Genomic DNA, 848 nt, shown 5'->3' with positions numbered 1-848 from the left:
AACGTTGTTGTATATGGTTTGTTGCGTGTTTTAAGCACCTAATTTAGCAAATACAAACCGAATAGAAAATCCGCGAGGATTTTCGTAAGTAGGCTAGAACTAGCAATAAATTATATACGGTGTTGTAGCACGTATTTTATTCAAATTCGATGGAAATTAAATTCCGATTATTTCTATTAAAAACCAAAGCCATTGTCAATGCAATTTTTTCCCTTACTTGCACGACGTTTGCTTTTATTACTTGACCAAAATTATTAGTGTCCTTAAATTCGAAACCCTGAAATTGAGATTGTTTTATAATTCCGTATTGATTATCAAGGTTATTAAATAATCCGGCAATTTGACTTGTTTCCAGTTCAATAGACTTGTCGAATAATTTTGTCAGAGTTTCAAAGTCTTTCTTTGTTATTAATTCCGAAATGTTGACAATTTTCGGCATAAGATTTTCAATTGCCTCAATTTCTTTGTCCGAATATGAAAATTCAGAACTTGTTCCGTCTTTCAGATTTATTTTAATTCTAACTTGATCATAATTTGACTTTTCGTCGTCTAAACTTGAATAAAATAAATAAGCAATATTTCCAGAGTGTGGATTTAATTTTTTCGCATTACTTTCAAGTAACGGACTTTTACTCATTTCAAGTTCGAAATAAGTTATCGTTTCTCCGTTTTTAGTTTCAAACCCTTTATGTCTTAAACACTCTCCATCGTAAAAATTCAAAACTTGTTGGACTGAATTAACCTCTTTGTCAGTTACTCCAATATCCTTTTTGCAAGAAGTTGTTATTAGTGTTAAAATCAGTAATGTTAAAATTCTGTTCATAGTTTTGTTTATATGTGCTACAACG

General features: G+C 30.4%; 1 protein-coding gene. It reads right to left on the bottom strand.

Annotated features, from left to right (window positions below; all coding sequences use genetic code 11):
- Positions 1-136 precede the first annotated feature (136 nt).
- Positions 137-848, bottom strand: a 712-nt coding sequence (locus tag DU428_RS13330; RefSeq protein ID WP_207802377.1) for a hypothetical protein, incomplete at its 5' end; no start/stop codon positions are given.

It is taken from the genome of Oceanihabitans sediminis (assembly GCF_003337215.1).
Classification (GTDB): domain Bacteria; phylum Bacteroidota; class Bacteroidia; order Flavobacteriales; family Flavobacteriaceae; genus Oceanihabitans; species Oceanihabitans sediminis.
Note: the sequence above shows the minus strand (reverse complement) of the source record. Positions and strands in the feature narration are given on the sequence as shown.